The 1,129-nt window shown below is 43.3% G+C and carries 1 protein-coding gene; it reads left to right on the top strand.

Annotated features, from left to right (window positions below; genetic code table 11):
* Positions 1 to 55: 55 nt before the first annotated feature.
* Positions 56 to 1,129: IS4 family transposase (locus tag ACYVD3_RS17420; protein ID WP_460643756.1), on the top strand; the 1,074-nt coding region annotated here is incomplete at its 3' end.

Genomic DNA, 1,129 nt, shown 5'->3' with positions numbered 1-1,129 from the left:
ATGTGGCGAAAAATTCAGCCCCTCTTTTAAATACTTTTTTAGGAGGTGGTGCCACATGGAGGGGATTACCATATGCCAATCCATTATTGAAACGGTACAATCCCTGATTCACTCAGAGGATTTTAAGAAAGCTTACCGTATTGGCAATTGTTTTACAAGAAAAAGAAAGCTTGGTTTTGAAAACCTGATGTATTTCCTTCTGCATCAGTCTAAAAAATCTATGTCCATTAATATCATTGATTTTTTAGAGGATTTCCCGCAGCTGGGCATACAGGAACTTTCAAAGCAGGCTGTTGCAAAGGCACGTAAGGGCATTCATATTCAGGCATTCCAGGAATTGATGAGGGTTTCCTGTTCCATGTACTATCAGCTTTGTACTTCTCCTGACACATGGCATGGCTACCGGATACTCGCCATAGATGGAACGACTCTGCAAATGCCCCAAACCAAGCAGAATTTAAACGAATTTGGTACCAGCACGAATCAGACAGGTACGCAGTTTGCAATGGCTTCAGCCTCTGTTCTTTTTGACGTAATGAACGATATCATGATTGATGCCCAGATGAACATCTGCAATTACAGTGAAAGGGCTTTTGCTCTAAAACATCTGGAGAGCCTTGACTGCCTGGATATCCCTTTAGAAAGTATTCTTATCTTTGACCGGGGCTATCCCTCTTTTGATATGTTTGAGGAGCTTACACAGAAGAAGCAGCTTTTTGTCATGAGGCTGAAAAACAGCACCAAGGCCATGGAGGGTGCGGATTCCAATGACATCGTGATTCATTATGGCCCCAAATACCCGAAAGGACACGATACTCTCGTCCGCGTAGTCCGCTTCTCCTTAGAAGGCGGCGGGGAAGAAACTCTTATTACCAATATCTTCGATCCAGAAATCACCGTGGAGTTATTAAAAGAATTGTATTTTCTCCGTTGGGGAATTGAGGGAAAATACCAGGAGCTCAAAGACCGGCTTCAGCTGGAGAACTTCTCAGGAAGCAGCTCCCAGATCCTGCGGCAGGATTTTTACTTAACCTTGTTCTTTTCTAATCTGGTATCGATTATGAAACGTACTGTGGATGAAGAAATTGCCATGGAAGTAAAAGCATCTTCGTCTGGCCGTTCCTACCAG

This window comes from Lacrimispora brassicae (assembly GCF_054772055.1).
The sequence above is the reverse complement of the archived record's forward strand: the minus strand, read 5'-3'. Positions and strand labels throughout refer to the sequence as shown.